This window comes from Streptomyces sp. NPDC041200, assembly GCF_055591805.1.
Map to the genome: position 1 here is coordinate 157,853 of NZ_JBVIZF010000012.1, position 14,911 is coordinate 172,763.

A 14,911-nucleotide genomic window follows, 5' to 3' on the forward strand; every position below is an offset into this window, starting at 1 on the left:
CGGGGATACGCCGCTGCCAGCAGAGGTCACCCATGCGCCTGCCCACCGCCCTGTCCCTCCGCGCCGCCCTGTCCCTCCGCGCCGCCCTCCCCGCGGCCGCGCTCGCGCTCGCCCCGGCCCTGTACGGGGTCGGAGCGCACGCCGCCGCGCCCGCGCCCGAACCCGCCCCGGCCTGCGGCGACGAGACCGCCTCCGACTTCCCGATAGAAACCCGGCTGCGCGGCGGGCCGGACCACTACGCGCGGGGGGCCGGGTGGCAGCAGTGGCACCTGGAACTGCGCAACACCACGAACACCGGATGCCGGGCGATCCACCCCGTCACGGTCCTCGTCGACCACGGCCACGCACTGCGGCCCCGCCAGATCCAGCTGGAGTTCCTGGACCCGTACGCGGACGGCGGCACCTGGCGGGACGTTTCGTTCCAGACCACCGATGAGGACGAGAACATCGGGGTGTTCGAGAAGGACTTCAAGGGGTTCACGGTCGCGGCGGGGAAGACGGTCGACGTCGACATACGTTCCCGCTTCACCTCTGATGCCCCCTTGGGCCCGGTCACGGCCAACGCCATCGCCGTACAGCGGCGCGCGGACGACGGGGGCTGGGTCGGGCAGTCGAACGACTACGCGTTCCGGATCGACGCTGGGACGGGGGCGGGGACGGGCGCCGACGCGGACGACGGTACGTCGGGGGCGGACAGCGCACCCGTCGTACCGGAGACGAAGCCGAGCGCCGAGCCGGAACCCGAGCCCAGGGCGGAGCTGGAGGCCGAGCCCAGCGCCGAGCTGGAGCCGGACCCCGAGCCGAGCGCCGAGCCCGCTGAGCCGAGCGTCGCGCCGAGCCCGACCCGCCGCCTGGACCGGAGCCCGGTCGCGGTGCCGCCGAGCGCCGACAGTGAGACGGATCAGGGCACCGAGGACCTGGCGGATTCCGGCACCGACGAGGATCTGGACGCCGACGTGGACCTTGGCACGGACACGGGCACCGAGACGGGATCCTCCGACACCGACACCGACCCCGAGCCCGAAACTGACCTGGGCACCGGGACCGAAACCGACCCGGGAACCGACCTCGGTACCGAGACCGAAACCGATCCCGGCACCGAAACGGGTACCGACCCCGGCACCGACCCCGGTACCGAAACCCCGCCCGCGTCCGACCCCGGATACGACACGGAAGACCCCGGAACCGACCCCGAGGAGACCGCCCCCGGCGAGGACGCCCCCGGCGAGGACGCCGACAAGGGCGACGCCCGGCACGACGGCGAGGACGACGCCCGCCGCCCCGGGCACTGGAGGCCCGAGCTGGCCGCGACCGGGCAGAACGTCCGGCTCGCAGGGCTCGGTGTCGTCAGTGTCGGGCTCGTCGCAGGGGGCGTCGCCCTCGTCGTGAAGTCCCGGCGCACTAGGCGCTGAGGACGCTACCGCTCACCGCCCCGGGGCCCCTCGCCCCGGCGGCGGAGTTCGTCGTCGGCCTTGTCCGCGCCGCGCTGGATCGGCTCCGAGTGCTTGCCGCCGGTCTTCTTGTCGGCGGCTTCCGCCCCCTTGCGTGCGCCTTGTCGGCTCTTGTCCGGGTTCTTGGCGATCGCGTCCTTCAGCTTGTCCATGATGCCCATGGCGGTCTCCTCACCGTCGGCTCGCGTTTCCCCCTCCCCACAGGATCGGACACCTGTGCGGGTCTGTCGCGCCGAGCCTCCGGAGCCCCCGGTTAGGCTGTGGACGTCGCCCAGACGGTCGAACGTTCAAACGGCAAGCCGAGCGGAGAGCAACCAGTGGCAGAGCGCAAGCCGATCGAGTCATGGCTCACCGACATGGACGGGGTGCTGATGCACGAGGGCATACCGGTGCCCGGGGCCGATGCCTTCATCAAGCGGCTGCGCGAATCCGGCAGGCCGTTCCTCGTGCTCACGAACAATTCCATCTACACCCCGCGCGATCTGCACGCCCGGCTGTCCCGGATCGGCCTCGACGTACCGGTGGAGAACATCTGGACGTCGGCGCTGGCCACCGGCCAGTTCCTGGACGAGCAGCGCCCCGGCGGCACCGCGTACGTCATCGGGGAGGCGGGGCTGACGACCGCCCTGCACGACATCGGCTACGTACTGACCGACGTCGAGCCGGACTACGTCGTGCTCGGCGAGACGCGTACGTACAGCTTCGAGGCGCTCACCAAGGCGATCCGCCTGATCAACGACGGGGCCCGGTTCATCGCGACCAACCCGGACGAGACCGGCCCCTCGGCCGAGGGCGCGCTGCCCGCCACCGGCTCGGTCGCGGCGCTGATCACCAAGGCGACGGGCCAGGAGCCGTACTTCGTCGGCAAGCCGAATCCGCTGATGATGCGGGCCGGGCTGAACGCGATCGGGGCGCACTCCGAGAGCAGTGCGATGATCGGCGACCGGATGGACACGGACGTACGGGCCGGTCTGGAGGCGGGCATGGAGACGTTCCTCGTGCTCACCGGGGTGACCCAGGCCGACCAGGTCGACCGCTTCCCGTACCGGCCGTCCACCGTCGTCGACTCGATCGCGGACCTCGTGGACCGCGTCGTCTGAGCAGTCGGCTGAGTAGCCGCCTGAGCACCTTTCCGAGCACCCATATGGAGCAGGGCCGGGTCCGCAGCGGATGCGGGGCCCGGCCCGGCGCGTGAGCCTCGAAGTGGGAGGTTCACGATGCGCATCGGCACCCTCACACTCTGTGCGGCAACGCTCTGCCTCATCGCCTCGGGCCCCGCACTCGCCGACCACCGCCACGACGGCACCGCCACGATCCGGGTCAGTCCGCTCGCCATCGCGCCCGGCACCGAGGTGGAGGTGCGGGCCTTCGGCTGCCAGGGCAGGGCGGCGACGGCCACCTCACCGGTGTTCGTCAGCGACGCGGAGCTGACCCCCGACGGCGACGGGCTGTTCAGCGAGGCGACGATCCGCTCGACGGCGGCCAAGGGCGCGCACCGGGTCGCCGTGGACTGCGGCGGCGGCGCGGATCCGGGCACCGGCACCGGGAAGGTGTCCGTCGCCGTGGAGCGCCCGCCCTCGCCCGTCGCGCCCGTGCGCGCGGGCGGCGGCGGCGCCCCACGGCCCGCGCCCGACGTCGAGACACCCCACAGCGGCCTCGGCGGCGCGGAGGCCTACGGCCTGGTGCTGTCCGGCGGTACGGCGGTGGCCGTCGCCGGGCTCGCGGTACGGCGGCGACGGCAGCGGCAGCGGGTGGGCGGCGATGTCTGAGACGCGCTTCGCCGGAACCGGACGGCTGGCCATGGGCCTGGCCTGGGTGGCGCTGCTGCTCGGGCTGTGGATGTGGGGCCGGGACATCACCGACGGTACGGGCGCCCCTGCGCCCATGACGGGGGACGCGGCCGCGGTCGGCCGTCCCCCGGCCCATCCGCTGCCCGTGGCGCACGCCCCGCTTCCGGCCGCCCGGCCGGAACGGGTCGACATCGCGGCGGCCGGGGTCCACGCCCCGGTCATCGGCGCGGGCCTGGACCGCAAGGGTGCGGTGAAGCCGCCGCCCTTCAGCCGCGCGGACTCCGTCGCCTGGTACCGGGGCGGGCCCGAACCGGGCACGCCGGGGGCGGCGCTGCTGGTCGGCCACGTCGACACCCGCTCCAAGCCCGCCGTCTTCTACCGGCTGCGCGACCTCAGGCGCGGTGAGACGGTCCGGGTCGCGCGGTCGGACGGTACGACGGCGGAGTTCACGGTGGAGGACGTGGCGATGGTGACCGCCAAGCGCTTCGACGCGCGCCGCGTGTACGGCCCGCGAACCGGAGGCCGGGCGGAGCTACGGCTGATCACCTGCGGCGGCCGGTTCGACCGGGAGACCCGGACGTACTCGGCGAACGTGGTGGTGTCCGCGTACCTGACGAGCACGAGCACGAGCACGAGCGCAAGGCCGCACGCCCCCCGGGCCACCCCCGGGAACGCGGGCTGACCCCCGCCCGTTCTGGAGCCGGGGACTCGGTGGACGCGAAGGCGGTGGCTGTATGGGTGGGGTCCTGCCGTACGTGATCTTCGTCGGCGCGCTGGTCGCCGTCATGGGCTTCTTCGGCTGGCTGGCCGTCCTGGCCCGCCGCCGGGGTGTCGCGGGGTCGGCGATCCGCGCGGCCGTGGCGGCACATGACCAGGCGTGGCAGGTGTCGGGGTATCAGTCCCACCTGGAGGTCAGGGCGCAAGCGGAACGCAAAGCACCGATCGAGTCCCCCGACCACCCCTGGCATCCGGCGAGCCGCGACCTCGGCTCGCCCCGCCCCGCGGCCCGCGCTTCCCGCCGGGGCCGCCTCCGCCGGAGCCTGCGCCGCCGCTTCCGTCGGTAGAACGCCGTGCGAATCGCGCCGGACGGGCGAAAACCCGCCTCCGGTTGAGGATGCGGGCCCGGGCGGCAGGGGCCCTGTGCAAGGATGGATTCGACCGGCTTGTCTCACCCGGGGGCTCACTTTCCTCCCCCGGAGCGTGCACCCAAGGGGGAGTGGATGTACGGCAGTTACACCGGCCGTCGGCACACTGTTGCCCGCCACCACAACCGTAAGCGGAATCTCCGGCGCAACGGCGTGGCGGCCGCCGGAGCGCTGCTGTCGCTTGCGACGCTCACCGGCTGCTTCGGCGCCTCCGAGGGCCCCAAGGAGAAGAACAACGCCGCCCCGCCGGACCGTCAGAAGCAGCGCCCCAAGGCCACCGTGCCCTACTGGGTCAACCCCGACGGCAGCGCCGCCAAGCAGGTCGCCGCGTACCGCGAGAAGGGCGAGGCCGACGACGCCCGGCTGATACAGAAGATCGCCGAGCAGCCGGTCGCGGAGTGGCTGGGGGTGGACAACCCGGAGGGCCAGGCGCGCGGCTTCACCCAGGCCGCCGCGCACGAGGACCGCGACGCGTTATTGGTCTTCTACAACATCCCGCACCGCGACTGCGGCCAGTACTCCAAGGGCGGCGCGGCGGACGGCGCCGCCTACCGGGCGTGGCTCGACAAGGCCGTCCGGGGCATCGGCAACCGCCCGGCCACGGTGATCCTGGAGCCCGACGCGCTGCCCCACGTGGCGGACGGCTGCACGCCGAAGAAGTTCCACGAGGAGCGGTACGACCTGCTCACCGGCGCCGTCGACAAGCTCAAGGGCCTGCCCCGCACCAAGGTCTACCTGGACGCCGGAAACCCGCGCTGGATCAAGGACCCGAAGGCGATGGCCGGGCCGCTCAAGCGCGCCGGGATCGCCAAGGCGGACGGCTTCGCGCTCAACATCTCCAACTTCCAGAGCACCGCCGAGAACAAGGCCTACGGCAGGAAGCTGTCCGCGATGGTCGGCGGCAAGCCCTTCGTGATCGACACCGGCCGCAACGGGAACGGCCCGGCCCCCGGCAAGGACGACCCGGAGGCCTGGTGCAACCCGAAGGGCCGGGCGCTCGGCGACCCGCCGACGGTCGAGACCGGCGACCAGAAGGTCGACGCCTACCTGTGGATCAAGCGCCCGGGCGAGTCCGACGGCCCCTGCAAGGGCGGCCCCCGGGCGGGCCAGTGGTGGCCGCGCTACGCACTTGACCTCGCCCGGAACGCCACCTAGCTCGCGCTCAGCGTGCGGTGCCCGCCCCGCCGATGACCTTGGCGGCCTTGGCGGCCTTGGGGGCGGCCGTCGCGGGCACCTTCACCCACACCGACTTGGACGGCGTTCCCTGGTCGTCGACCGCGTTCAGCATGTAGTAGCCCGGCGGCACCAGCGACGGGTCCTTCGGCAGGGTCACCGAGACGCCCTCCTTCGTCTGCTTGAAGTCGAGTGCGATCGACCGCTGCTCGACGTTGGTCACATGGGTGAAGGAGCTGGGCCGGATCAGCCGCATCTTTTTGATCGCCGAGGCGTGCTCGGTCTTGTACGTGGTCGTCGCGCCCAGCTTGACCGTCCTCGGGCCGCCCTCGGCGTCGAGCTTGGGCCGCGAGTCCCGGTACAGATACGGCGGCCGGTAGAGGTCGATCTGCTGCTGGAACTCGCCCGGCTTGGTGTTCGCCTTGTCCTGGAAGAGCGAGTCGGAACCGAAGGTCATGACCCGGCCGTCCGGCAGCAGCAGCGCGCCCGAGTGGTAGTTGCGGCCGACCAGCGGATCGGCGACCCCGCGCGTGCGGTTGGTCTTGGGGTCGTACAGCTCGGCCTTCAGCACGTTGGTGTCGCTGCGGCCGCGGTAGTCGCCGGAGCCGTTGGTGGTCAGGATCGTGTCGTCCGGCAGGATGACGCTGCTCGGATAGCGCGCCTTCTCGTACATGTCCGGTCCGTCCTCGAACCGCGGCTGGTCGTCCTTCAGGTCGACGATCCGCGTCCCGGCGGTGGACTCGGTGGACTCGCCGACGCCGCCGCCGCCGAGCACCATGAACCGCTGGTCCTGCGCCGGGGGCAGCATGACCGACATCGACGTCTCCAGCAGCTTCGGGTCGCTGATGCCCGGCACCACCTGGAACTTGTTGCTCTTCAGATCCCAGATGCCGGGGGTGCGGCCCTTGTCGGCCGGTCCGTATCCGGCATTCGAGCCGGTGTAGAAGACGCGGCCCTTTTCGGTGAGGAAGAGCGCCGGGTAGGTGGGGAAGAAGCGCCGCTTCGGCAGGTACTTCCACTTCTTCGTCTTCGGGTTGTAGATCTCGTTCTTGCCCGGCACGACCTGGCCGATTTCATCGAGCCCGGACACGGCCAGCACGCGGCCGTCCTGCAGGGTCGTCAGGGTCGGATACCAGCGGGCCTCGTTCATCGGGTCGATGGTGATGTACCGCTCCGACTCCGGGTCGAATTCGTAGGCCTGCTTGATGCCCTGGAAGTCCTTCTTGTCGAACGACAGCTTCTGCGCGATGCCGTAGTAGTTCTGTTTGTCCTTGCCCTTCAGCCCGGAGATCCGGTAATTGTCCTCGGTTCCGGTCTGGTACTTCTTGCCCTTCTGCCGCGCCTCGACATAGACCCGCGCCGTGCTGGCGGTGACGGTGACCTTTCCCGTCTTCGCGTTCGTCTTCTTCTTCGCGCGCGGGACGAGGACCGGGTCCTTGGACTCGAACGTCTTTCCGTTCTTCTTGCCCGTGAAGCGGGTCCCGGACGGGAAGGTCTTCGGCTTGTCCGGGTCCTCGTTGTGGACGAACATCAGCCCGCCCGCCTTCTCGACGTCGCCCCGGAGCTTCTCGTACCGCTGCGTGCCGCCCGCCACCAGCAGCTTGCCGTCCGGCAGCTGGGTGTGTCCGGAGCAGAAGAGGTCCTTGGGCGTGGGGATGTTCCGGTACGTGTTCTTCTCCGGGTCCCACAGGACGGTACGGAAGGACTTGGCGTCGAAGTTCTTGGCGTTGTTCCCGGAACCGGCGACCAGCAGCACCTTGCCGGTGTGCAGCAGAGCGGCGTGGATCGTATTGATCCGATATTCCTCCGGGACGTTCACCACGCCCCAATGGCCGTTCTCGGCCATGTACTCCGGTTGGTTGATCTTGTAATCGTGATACTGCGCGGAGCTGAATCGGTAGAGTGCCGGGCCGTTCATCCCGGCCAGCACGGTCACGGCCGCCGCACCGATTCCGAAGCGGCGGGTGCGGCGACTCGGTCGGTACTTCACGTCTTATCGTCCCCCAAGAGCGGGCTGCGTTGTCCGTTTCTCCTGGCGGACGGTCCACCGCCAGGCGATGATCGGAGCGGCTGTGATAGCCAGGGCGAGTGATGCCCAAACGGTCATCGCTGGATGACTGTGGCCGAAGTAGAAGGAAGAGGCGAGCGACCCGCCGAAGACCACCAGGAAGAAAAGGTGGATCCGGAAGGTCCCGAAGAGGGTGTCGGGGCTCGACGAGTCGCCCTTGGGGGTGACGACGAAGCGGCTCTTGCGGCGTAGTACGGCATCCATCAGGGAGCGCGCGTAAATCGGCGCGGACATCGCGGACATCACCATTCCGGCGACGCCACCCGACCCCTCCGGCTCATGCGGCGAGACGTTGTGCCGCCGGTTCCAGATGTACAGGCCGATCTGGAGCGCGGACGCGTTGCCGTAGAGCATCATCCAGATGGCGGGGTCGATCTGGATGCCGGACGCCCCGAAGCCGAGGAACAGCGCGCAGCTGATCCCGGCCAGGATCCAGTTCAGAGCCGACATCGGATAGAAGATCACCATCAGGGTGTAGTTGAAGAGCTTGCCCGCCGGGAGCGAGAACGGCGCCTTCCAGAACTGTCCGAGGATCGTCTCGTACGTGCCGCGCGACCAGCGCAGCTGCTGGGTGAAGAAGTCCGTCCAGGCGTTCGGCCCCTCGCCCACCGCGAGCACGTCCGGCGTATAGACCGAGCCCCACTTCCGCCCGGTGGAGGCGTTGCGGTGCCGGTGCAGCTCGAAGCCGGTCGCCATGTCTTCGGTGATCGAGTCGTACAGCCCGCCGATGCTCTTGATGGCGCTGATCCGCACCGCGTTGTTGGTGCCGACGAACATCGGCGCGCGGTACGCGTTCCCGGCGCGCTGGATCAGCGCGTGGAACAGGAACTGCTGGCTCTCGGCGGCCTTCGTCACCGCCGCGTCGTAATTCCCGTACACCTGCGGGCCGACGACGAACGCGATGTCCGGGTCGCGGAAGTAACCGAGCATCCGCTCCAGGTAGTTCGGCAGCGGCACGTGATCGGTGTCGACCGAGGCGAAGAGGTCGTACGCGTCGCCATGGGCGTCCAGCCAGGCGTTGTAGTTGCCGTGCTTGGTCTTCGCCCGGTACGGGCCCTTGGCCTGGTTCCACTTCTCGACGCCCTTGCGGCTGAAGTGGCGCACGCCCAGGCGCGCGCACACCTCCTTCACTTCAAGGTCGTCCCCCTCGTCCAGCAGCCAGACGTCCAGCTCGCCCCGGTGCCGTACCCTGACCGCCGCCTGGAGCGTCTTCGTCACCATCTCGATCGGCTCCTTGCCGGGCACGAACGTGGTGATGAAGGCGACCTTCGTCCCGGTCTCGGGCACGACCGGGACCGGATCGCGGGCCACGAGCGTCGCGTGCGCGTTGGACGCGACGTTCATCGTGCGGAACAGCTCGATCAGCCCGATCGAGACCAGCATGATGGTGTCCAGGACCGCCATGGTGGGGCTCTGGCCGTCCCGCTCCGTCCAGTGCGCGGGCTGAATGAGCCACAAGAGGAGCCCCAGCGACACCAGCGGCGCCGCGCCCAGCAGCAGCGCGGCGCGGATGCGGTGCGGCTCGTCCGCCAGCAGGCTGCGGTAGCGCACGCGATAGGCGGTGGTCGGGTCGGGCTGGGTCAGCGGTCCCGCGAGTCTGCTGTAGTGCTCGTAGTCGTACTTCGGCAGCGGCCGCCGCCGATGAGGGCGCTGCTGACGCGGGATGCGTAAGCGAGTCGTGGTCGACGAGTCGTACGAATCCTGGTCCTGCGACCGCTGGTCATGCGGCTTCTGGCCATGCGGATGCTGCCGGGCGCCTGTCGGCGTCGACGTCATGAGTCATTCCCCCCGCACGCGGGCTGGTGCGTGTCGTCACGTTCTCCTGGCCGGCACGACCCCCCACGGCCGTACGGGCACGATAGTGGAGCGGCCGCGTCCGTCGAATGGAATCGAATATGGAATGGCCGCGTTCTGCTTGTGTACGAAGTGTGCCGGACCCCTCCCGTCCGGTTTCCCCCCGGGGCATCCCAACACCCCGTGTCACAGGCCGTGTTGGTGTGCGATGCACCCAGATCAGGGTCTCGAACACGCCTGTGTGATCGCAAGGAGAAACGCACCCTTATTCGGACAAAGGAGCGCAAGGAAGAGCCGTCGCGGCCGGTCGCGAAAACGGCTTATTCGTGATGCGGCGAACGCAATCTGTTGCGGATGTTGCAGAAGTGGTCGCGAATCGCCTCTTCGGCGCGTAGGGCGTCCCCGAACCGCACCGCTTCGAGGATCTGCCGGTGCTGGGAGAGGGTGACGTGGGGGTCGGTCGGCACGTCGACCAGGTCCGTACGCACCCGGTGGAACGCGTCCCAGAACGCCTCCAGCACCTCGCTGAGCAGCGTGTTGTCCAGGCTCCCGTACAGCGCGGCGTGAAAGGCGCGATCGGTCTCCGCGCGGACGGCGCCCTCGGCCGCCTCGGCCTCCATCCGCCGCACGATGTCGTCCAGCGTCGTGAGGTCCTTCGCCGGTATCCGCCCGGCGAGCCGCGCGATCAGCCCCGTCTCGATCGCCTCGCGCAATTCCAGCAGCTGGAGCAGGCTGTCCTCGCCCCGATAGTGACCGGCGACGGTCCGGAAGATCAGCCCCTCGATCATGGGCGCCATCGACATGGGCCCCACGTAGGTCCCGAAGCCGTGCCGGATCTCGACGATCCCCATGGCTTGGAGTGCCTTCAGTGCTTCGCGCACGGAGTTGCGGCTGACCCCGAGCAGCTCCATCAGCTCCGTCTCGGTGGGCAACGGAGCGCCGGAGGGGAGCCGCCGGTCGATGATGAGCCGTTTGATGCGCTCCTGGATGTCGCCAGCCATCCCACCCCGCGCGTGCGCCGCCGCCACCGCCACCTCCGATTCCGGTCAGCTTAGCGGCAGCGGCGCGGGGTGTTCCTCAGAGCTGCGCGGTGAATGCGGTCCAGGCTTCGCGCGAGACGGTGAGGTGGTCGAGTTGGGTGTCCTTGGAGTCGCGAACGTGCACGGCGTCGGTGCTCATGGCGACCTCGACGCACTCGCCGCCCCCGCCGCCGCTGTAGCTGCTCTTGAACCAGTTGAGTTCGGTGGTGCTGCTCATAGCGCTCCTCGCATCTGCTCCAGCAGGCTCGTGGTGGCCTGAGGGCTCAGAGCCTGTGAGCGCAGTTTGCCATAGCGCTGATGCATTGCACTGACGGCTTTTGGCTCGGTGATCAGGACGCTGGTGCCGTGCGCTTCGATGTAGCCCATCCACTGGTGATCGACCGTTTCGGCGAGACGCATCGACCCTTCGGCGCCGGAGTGGTCCTGCTGCCGCAGCGGCATGATCTGGATCTCCACGTTCTGGCGACGCTGCTGCTGAAGCAGGTGATCGAGAAGCGCCTTGGTGACCTCCGGGCCGCCGAAGCACCTGTCCAGCAGGGCTTGTTCGATGACGAAGCAGAACGAGGTGTTTGGCAAGTCCGCGAATAGCTGTTGCCTTGCCAGGCGTGCGATCACCTGGTGCTCATACTCCTCCGCAGGAGTGTGCGGGATGTATCGGTCGAAGATCGCGCGCATGTAGGGCTCGGGTTGAAGCAAACCTGGCACGACCGCGCAGTCGTAAGCGAGAAGGGTCACTGCCTCCTCCTCGATTCCCGCCCAGTGCTGGACCCATGATGCGAGGCCCACCTTCCGTGTCAGGCTGCGGTACGCCGCGCCCAGAACTCGCGCGGCCAGCGCACCCAACACCTCCTCCACTCGCGGGACGAGTTCCTTCGGCGGGAAGCGCCGACCCTGCTCCATCTTGGCGACATACGTCACCGAGTACCGCACGCGCGGCGCGAACTGCTCCTGCGTCAACCCCCCTTCGTCCCGCAGCGCCTTCAACACCGCGCCAAACGTCTTGAGGCTGTCCGAGACTTCGGGTTCGCTGCTGTCTGCTCCCATACGTACATGGTCACGCCCGGTGACCACCCCAGTCCAGCGAGTCAACTGGTACAGAAGAAACTGGGTGGGTGTCATACCTGGCTAGCGCCGCCCCCGCACCGCAACGCTTCCGCCCATGACCGCACCACAGGGCCAAGTCCCCGTCACCGTACGTACGTTCGCACAGCGATTCTCCGCCACCCGGCGCGGGGCCCGGCTCGCCCGTCTGCTGACCGCCAACCAGCTCACCTCCTGGGGTCTCGGCCCCAGCGACGACGCCGTGCTCGTCGTCGCCGAACTGGCCGCGAACGCCGTCCTCCACGGCCGCGTCCCGGGCCGGGACTTCGCCCTCCTCCTGCGGTACGACCACGAGACCGGCCGCTTGGAAATCGAGGTGTCGGACACCCACGACCGCCAGCCCACCCCCAAGACCCCCACCTCCGTCGACGAACAGGGCCGTGGCCTGCTCCTGGTCGAGGCGCTGGCCGACCGCTGGGGCGTCAAGGAGCGCCGTGGGCCGGGCAAGACCGTCTGGGCGCACGTGAAGACTTCTGGAGCCGATAGGTAAGGATGCGCCGCGTTCGCGACATATAAGGGGTGTGGAGACCTTGAAGACCCGCAGCGACCGTGACCGCGCCGCGGCGCGGTTCACGGCCTTGTACGTCCGTGACCACCCGCGGGTGCGCGCCTATGTGCTCCGGCGGTCGGGCGACCAGGCCGAGGCGGAAGACCTGACCGCCGAGGTCTTCCGTACCGCGTGGGAGCGCATGGCCGCCGGTGCTGACGTGGGGACCGGGTGGCTTTTCGTCACCGCGCGCAACCTGCTGAGCAACCACTACCGCTCAACGGCACGCCTGACGGAGACGCACCGCGCCGTCGCCGACGCGTTGGGCCGTGCTCCGGCGTCGGGCCAGGACAACGCCGTGCTCGACGCGCTCGATCAGCTGTCGTCGGCGCACCGCGAGGTGCTGCTGCTGAGCTACTGGGACGGGCTCAGCGCCGCGGAAACCGGTGAAGTCCTCGGGTGCAGGGCGTCCGCGGTATGGGTCCGGCTGCACCGAGCACGCAAAGCGTTTCGTGACGTCTACGATCTGCCTCAGGAGCGAGTGTGATGCGCGTGAAGTCTCTGATCAAGAAGGCCAACCCGGTCCCGGGCAGCGCGAACGAGGGCCTGTCGGCACGTGCCGGCGACGAACTCGCCGCGCTGGTCGGACCCGCGAGCGCCGCACCTTCCGCGGCAGCCGCTCCTCGTTCGTCGCGACGGGGTTTCCTGGTGGCCGCCGTCGCCTGCGGGGTCGTCATCGCCATCGGCGGCGTCACCCTCTCCGCTCTCCAGGACGACCCGGCCGGGCGGGGGAGCGAGTCGGCTGCGCCGGGCGAGGGCCCGGGCGGCGGCGCGATGGCCGATGAGCCCTACTTCGGCAGCACGGCCAGGCTGGAAGGGGCGGCGGACGTGATCGTACGGGCGCGGCTCGGCGCCGGGCGCGAGGAGACCGACGACGATGTCCGCACGACGGTGGCCACGGCGAAGGTGGTGGCGACCGCCAAGGGCCGGACGTCGGGGGACGCGATTCAGGTGGCCTACACGACGCCCGGATCCGGGCCCGAGACCGCCGGACTCACCGCCGGGAAGGAATACGTCCTGCTGCTCGAAGAGGGCGATGGTGGACGCTACGTCCTGGTGAACACCACCCAGGGCTGGTACGCGGTCGAGGACGGCGCGGCGGTCGCCGGGCAGGACAACGACGTGGCCCTGAGCCCGGCGGTGCGCAAGGCGCTCCGGCTCGGCCCGCAGGGCGGGTGACGCGGCGCCGGTGCGCCACGGACACTACGTGGCGCACCGGCTTGTGTGCTTTCGGCCGCGCTTACGGTGTGCGGTTCGCGGCGATCCTGGCCGTCCTGTCGGCCAGCTGATCGACCTTGCCGACCTTGCCGAAGCCTCCGCCCGACACGGCCTTGACCGCGCCGCCTGATGTGACGGCGTAGAGCGCCTGCTCCGGGTTGACCAGGTCGTACGGGCGCGTGCCGCCATGGTCGGCGAGCATCAGCACGTACTGCGGCCCGCCCTTGGCGAGCACGGTGGTGTCCCTCTCCTCGTACGTGACGCCCTTGTAGGTGCCGCCGAGCTGGCTGACCTCGATGGTGTCTCCGGCGGCCACGTCCCCGGCGAGCGCCCGGGTGACCCTCACCTTGGAGACGGTGACGATGACCGGGTCTGCCTCGGCCGCCTTCTTCGCCTCCTTGGCTTCGGCGGGCGACAGGCCCGCCTGCGGATTGGTGGCCGGGTCGCCGCCCGCGGGGGCGTCGGGGAGCATCTTCTCCACCCGGCTGCTGACCACGGTCCCCTTGACGACGATGTCGGACTTCTTGATGACCTCGTCAAGTGACGAATACTCGGGATAGTCCGCGTGGTACGCCACGGTGTCCGAAGTCCCCGCGGACTTGGACCCGTTGGTGGAGGTGCCCTCAGCGGAGCAGCCGACGGCGGCGAACGCGGCGAGTATCGCCGTCCCGGTGATGAGAATGTTCCGACTCGCGGTCACCTGTAGATCCTCTTCACCTCGGACTTGTCATAGGGCTGTGGCTTCTGCACATTCGAGCGGTTGCGACTGTGCTTCATCAGCGACGCTTTACTCGTGTTCGGGTTGTCGTCGAGGCTGAGCCCGTGTCCGAGTTCATGTGTGACGGTGCTCCGCACCCATTTGTCGTACTGGGATATGGAGCCGGTGTCCCGGTCGATGGTCCGGGCGTTGACCTTGATCTTGAAGGACCGGTTCGGCCGTGACCCGGACGGTTCGTACAGGCCGTACCAGCTTCCGCTGTAGCGGTTGGCCGTGAAGCTGGGCTTGGCGCTGGACTTGCGCTTGATGTTGGCGCTGACGCCGGCGGTGTTCCAGTTCTTGCGACCGGTGTCGAAGTACTTGACCCATTGGCTATTGACGCCGACGGTCTTGACGCTGAACGACCGCTTGGGCATGCCCCCGCTGTAGTACGTGGCGGAGGCGGGTGTTGCCCCGGCCAGCGTGCCCGCGATGGCCAGCGCGCCACATGAAGTGAGGGTGACTAACGCACGAGTAGATCTTCGGTTCAAAACTGTTCCTCCGTGAATTGAGCAGGCGGCATGGCCGAATGCGTAATCGCATTTCTCCACGGTTGGTGCAGCGTGATAAATCCATGTCCTGGATGTCAGGTCGCAGGAAAGGATCCGAAAAGGAATAGGGATGCGGAAGGACAGTCGACGCACCCTGAGCTGTTCTGTTTCCCCCTTTGGCTCCCCCGTTGACCGGCTGCTCCGTCCTCAAGTGTTGAGGCGATCAGCCGTTTGACGAACACGCACCGCGATGCCGTGCCGATGTTCGAGGCCTCAGCATCACAGGTGACGCGGACCCGGGCATCCGCCTCAAGTAGGAGTAATGCGGGAAGAGAT

General features: G+C 69.2%; 17 protein-coding genes. 9 read left to right on the forward strand and 8 right to left on the reverse strand.

Going from position 1 to position 14,911, the window contains the following annotated elements; all coding sequences use genetic code 11:
- Window positions 1-32: 32 nt before the first annotated feature.
- Window positions 33-1,412: a hypothetical protein gene (locus tag ACZ6CL_RS25445; protein ID WP_468939121.1), complete on the forward strand. Its 1,380-nt coding sequence runs from the start codon at window positions 33-35 to the stop codon at window positions 1,410-1,412.
- Window positions 1,413-1,417: 5 nt separating this feature from the next.
- Here ACZ6CL_RS25445 and ACZ6CL_RS25450 read toward each other — a convergent pair whose 3' ends face one another.
- A complete protein-coding gene (locus ACZ6CL_RS25450; RefSeq protein ID WP_468939123.1) occupies window positions 1,418-1,612 on the reverse strand; it encodes an antitoxin in 195 nt (64 codons plus the stop codon).
- A 156-nt stretch (window positions 1,613-1,768) separates the two neighbouring features.
- Here ACZ6CL_RS25450 and ACZ6CL_RS25455 point away from each other — a divergent pair, with 156 nt between their 5' ends.
- The 5 genes from ACZ6CL_RS25455 (at window position 1,769) to ACZ6CL_RS25475 (ending at window position 5,541) form a co-directional block, all read left to right on the forward strand.
- Window positions 1,769-2,551, forward strand: a complete 783-nt coding sequence (locus tag ACZ6CL_RS25455) for an HAD-IIA family hydrolase (protein ID WP_385437024.1) — start codon at window positions 1,769-1,771, stop codon at window positions 2,549-2,551.
- A 117-nt stretch (window positions 2,552-2,668) separates the two neighbouring features.
- On the forward strand, window positions 2,669-3,220 hold the full coding sequence (locus ACZ6CL_RS25460) for a hypothetical protein (protein ID WP_468939126.1): 552 nt from the start codon (window positions 2,669-2,671) through the stop codon (window positions 3,218-3,220).
- Window positions 3,213-3,923, forward strand: a complete 711-nt coding sequence (locus ACZ6CL_RS25465; protein ID WP_468939129.1) for a class F sortase — start codon at window positions 3,213-3,215, stop codon at window positions 3,921-3,923. Before ACZ6CL_RS25460 ends, ACZ6CL_RS25465 begins: the two co-directional genes overlap by 8 nt.
- Window positions 3,924-3,975: 52 nt before the next feature.
- Complete coding sequence (locus ACZ6CL_RS25470) at window positions 3,976-4,305, forward strand: hypothetical protein (RefSeq protein ID WP_468939132.1); 330 nt, start codon at window positions 3,976-3,978, stop codon at window positions 4,303-4,305.
- Between the two features lie 156 nt (window positions 4,306-4,461).
- Window positions 4,462-5,541, forward strand: coding sequence for a glycoside hydrolase family 6 protein (locus ACZ6CL_RS25475; RefSeq protein WP_468939135.1), 1,080 nt, complete (start codon window positions 4,462-4,464; stop codon window positions 5,539-5,541).
- Window positions 5,542-5,548: 7 nt separating this feature from the next.
- On the opposite strand, the gene glxA is transcribed toward ACZ6CL_RS25475, so the two are convergent.
- From glxA to ACZ6CL_RS25500, 5 genes are all read right to left on the reverse strand, one after another.
- A complete protein-coding gene (gene glxA / locus ACZ6CL_RS25480) occupies window positions 5,549-7,549 on the reverse strand; it encodes a radical copper oxidase GlxA (RefSeq protein WP_468939138.1) in 2,001 nt (666 codons plus the stop codon).
- A 3-nt stretch (window positions 7,550-7,552) separates the two neighbouring features.
- Window positions 7,553-9,403: a glycosyltransferase family 2 protein gene (locus ACZ6CL_RS25485; protein ID WP_468939140.1), complete on the reverse strand. Its 1,851-nt coding sequence runs from the start codon at window positions 9,401-9,403 to the stop codon at window positions 7,553-7,555.
- A gap of 338 nt (window positions 9,404-9,741) precedes the next feature.
- Window positions 9,742-10,422, reverse strand: coding sequence for a FadR/GntR family transcriptional regulator (locus tag ACZ6CL_RS25490; protein ID WP_468939143.1), 681 nt, complete (start codon window positions 10,420-10,422; stop codon window positions 9,742-9,744).
- A 76-nt stretch (window positions 10,423-10,498) separates the two neighbouring features.
- Window positions 10,499-10,678 (reverse strand): DUF397 domain-containing protein, encoded by a 180-nt coding sequence (locus ACZ6CL_RS25495; protein WP_468939146.1) that lies wholly within the window; start codon window positions 10,676-10,678, stop codon window positions 10,499-10,501.
- Window positions 10,675-11,505 (reverse strand): helix-turn-helix domain-containing protein, encoded by an 831-nt coding sequence (locus tag ACZ6CL_RS25500; protein ID WP_468939149.1) that lies wholly within the window; start codon window positions 11,503-11,505, stop codon window positions 10,675-10,677. The genes ACZ6CL_RS25495 and ACZ6CL_RS25500 overlap by 4 nt, the downstream gene beginning before the upstream one ends.
- A gap of 115 nt (window positions 11,506-11,620) precedes the next feature.
- On the opposite strand from ACZ6CL_RS25500, the gene ACZ6CL_RS25505 reads away from it, so the two are divergent.
- From ACZ6CL_RS25505 to ACZ6CL_RS25515, 3 genes are read left to right on the forward strand one after another with little or no spacing between them, the layout of a single operon-like run.
- The gene (locus ACZ6CL_RS25505; RefSeq protein ID WP_468939151.1) at window positions 11,621-12,052 is read left to right on the forward strand and encodes an ATP-binding protein; all 432 of its coding nucleotides are present in this window, start codon (window positions 11,621-11,623) and stop codon (window positions 12,050-12,052) included.
- 31 nt (window positions 12,053-12,083) lie between these two features.
- Window positions 12,084-12,596, forward strand: a complete 513-nt coding sequence (locus ACZ6CL_RS25510; protein ID WP_468939153.1) for an RNA polymerase sigma factor — start codon at window positions 12,084-12,086, stop codon at window positions 12,594-12,596.
- Window positions 12,596-13,288: a hypothetical protein gene (locus tag ACZ6CL_RS25515; RefSeq protein WP_468939155.1), complete on the forward strand. Its 693-nt coding sequence runs from the start codon at window positions 12,596-12,598 to the stop codon at window positions 13,286-13,288. The genes ACZ6CL_RS25510 and ACZ6CL_RS25515 overlap by 1 nt, the downstream gene beginning before the upstream one ends.
- Before the next feature lie 61 nt (window positions 13,289-13,349).
- Here the strand turns inward: ACZ6CL_RS25515 and ACZ6CL_RS25520 are convergent, their stop codons facing one another.
- Both ACZ6CL_RS25520 and ACZ6CL_RS25525 read right to left on the reverse strand, forming a co-directional pair.
- Window positions 13,350-14,027 (reverse strand): hypothetical protein, encoded by a 678-nt coding sequence (locus ACZ6CL_RS25520; RefSeq protein ID WP_468939158.1) that lies wholly within the window; start codon window positions 14,025-14,027, stop codon window positions 13,350-13,352.
- On the reverse strand, window positions 14,024-14,461 hold the full coding sequence (locus ACZ6CL_RS25525) for a zinc metalloprotease (RefSeq protein WP_468939160.1): 438 nt from the start codon (window positions 14,459-14,461) through the stop codon (window positions 14,024-14,026). Before ACZ6CL_RS25525 ends, ACZ6CL_RS25520 begins: the two co-directional genes overlap by 4 nt.
- Between the last annotated feature and the right edge of the window lie 450 nt (window positions 14,462-14,911).

Coding starts and splice junctions, on each gene's coding strand:
- ACZ6CL_RS25445 (WP_468939121.1), top strand. CDS start 33: ATGCGCCTGCCCACCGCCCTGTCCCTCCGCGCCGCCCTGTCCCTCCGC.
- ACZ6CL_RS25450 (WP_468939123.1), bottom strand. CDS start 1,612: ATGGGCATCATGGACAAGCTGAAGGACGCGATCGCCAAGAACCCGGAC.
- ACZ6CL_RS25460 (WP_468939126.1), top strand. CDS start 2,669: ATGCGCATCGGCACCCTCACACTCTGTGCGGCAACGCTCTGCCTCATC.
- ACZ6CL_RS25465 (WP_468939129.1), top strand. CDS start 3,213: ATGTCTGAGACGCGCTTCGCCGGAACCGGACGGCTGGCCATGGGCCTG.
- ACZ6CL_RS25470 (WP_468939132.1), top strand. CDS start 3,976: ATGGGTGGGGTCCTGCCGTACGTGATCTTCGTCGGCGCGCTGGTCGCC.
- ACZ6CL_RS25475 (WP_468939135.1), top strand. CDS start 4,462: ATGTACGGCAGTTACACCGGCCGTCGGCACACTGTTGCCCGCCACCAC.
- ACZ6CL_RS25485 (WP_468939140.1), bottom strand. CDS start 9,403: ATGACGTCGACGCCGACAGGCGCCCGGCAGCATCCGCATGGCCAGAAG.
- ACZ6CL_RS25490 (WP_468939143.1), bottom strand. CDS start 10,422: ATGGCTGGCGACATCCAGGAGCGCATCAAACGGCTCATCATCGACCGG.
- ACZ6CL_RS25495 (WP_468939146.1), bottom strand. CDS start 10,678: ATGAGCAGCACCACCGAACTCAACTGGTTCAAGAGCAGCTACAGCGGC.
- ACZ6CL_RS25500 (WP_468939149.1), bottom strand. CDS start 11,505: ATGGGAGCAGACAGCAGCGAACCCGAAGTCTCGGACAGCCTCAAGACG.
- ACZ6CL_RS25505 (WP_468939151.1), top strand. CDS start 11,621: ATGACCGCACCACAGGGCCAAGTCCCCGTCACCGTACGTACGTTCGCA.
- ACZ6CL_RS25515 (WP_468939155.1), top strand. CDS start 12,596: ATGCGCGTGAAGTCTCTGATCAAGAAGGCCAACCCGGTCCCGGGCAGC.
- ACZ6CL_RS25525 (WP_468939160.1), bottom strand. CDS start 14,461: ATGCCCAAGCGGTCGTTCAGCGTCAAGACCGTCGGCGTCAATAGCCAA.